The 646-nt window shown below is 41.5% G+C and carries 1 tRNA gene and 2 rRNA genes; all 3 read right to left on the reverse strand.

Going from position 1 to position 646, the window contains the following annotated elements:
* Nucleotides 1-98: ribosomal RNA gene (locus TP70_RS10865) — 23S ribosomal RNA — on the reverse strand; the annotation flags it as partial.
* Between the two features lie 263 nt (nt 99-361).
* Nucleotides 362-438 (reverse strand) — tRNA-Ile (locus tag TP70_RS10870).
* A gap of 104 nt (nt 439-542) precedes the next feature.
* Nucleotides 543-646: ribosomal RNA gene (locus tag TP70_RS10875) — 16S ribosomal RNA — on the reverse strand; the annotation flags it as partial.

Consider the following 646-nt stretch of genomic DNA (forward strand, 5'->3'; position numbering starts at 1 on the left):
AGCTTACTTACAGCTCCCCAAAGCATATCGTCGTTAGTAACGTCCTTCTTCGGCTTCTAGTGCCAAGGTATTCACCGTGCGCCCTTAATAACTTAATCTTCTTTTGATTGACGATCGCTCGCATTCTGCTTCATCATTTCACAATCACTCGATCACTTACGCATAGTAAGCTCACTCGCTCTTGTTCATGATTCATTGACTGACAAGCGTTTTCAATTCAAAACTGTGTTATTAATTATGTGAGTCGTCATTTGACGACTAGCGATAATTTTTAGTTTCAAGCTTTCGCTATTCACTCGGTTTTTGCTTGGTAAAATCATTTATACTTACTTATCTAGTTTTCAATGTACAGTAATTTTAATGGTGGGCCTAAGTGGACTCGAACCACCGACCTCACGCTTATCAGGCGTGCGCTCTAACCAGCTGAGCTATAGGCCCATTTGAATTTTGAATCCTCAAATAATGAGCATTCAAAACTGAATACAATATGTCACGTTAATCCGCTTATCACCTAAAGGTGATATTCCGTATATAATCCTTAGAAAGGAGGTGATCCAGCCGCACCTTCCGATACGGCTACCTTGTTACGACTTCACCCCAATCATTTGTCCCACCTTCGACGGCTAGCTCCAAATGGTTACTCCAC

The organism is Staphylococcus microti (assembly GCF_000934465.1).
Lineage (GTDB): Bacteria > Bacillota > Bacilli > Staphylococcales > Staphylococcaceae > Staphylococcus > Staphylococcus microti.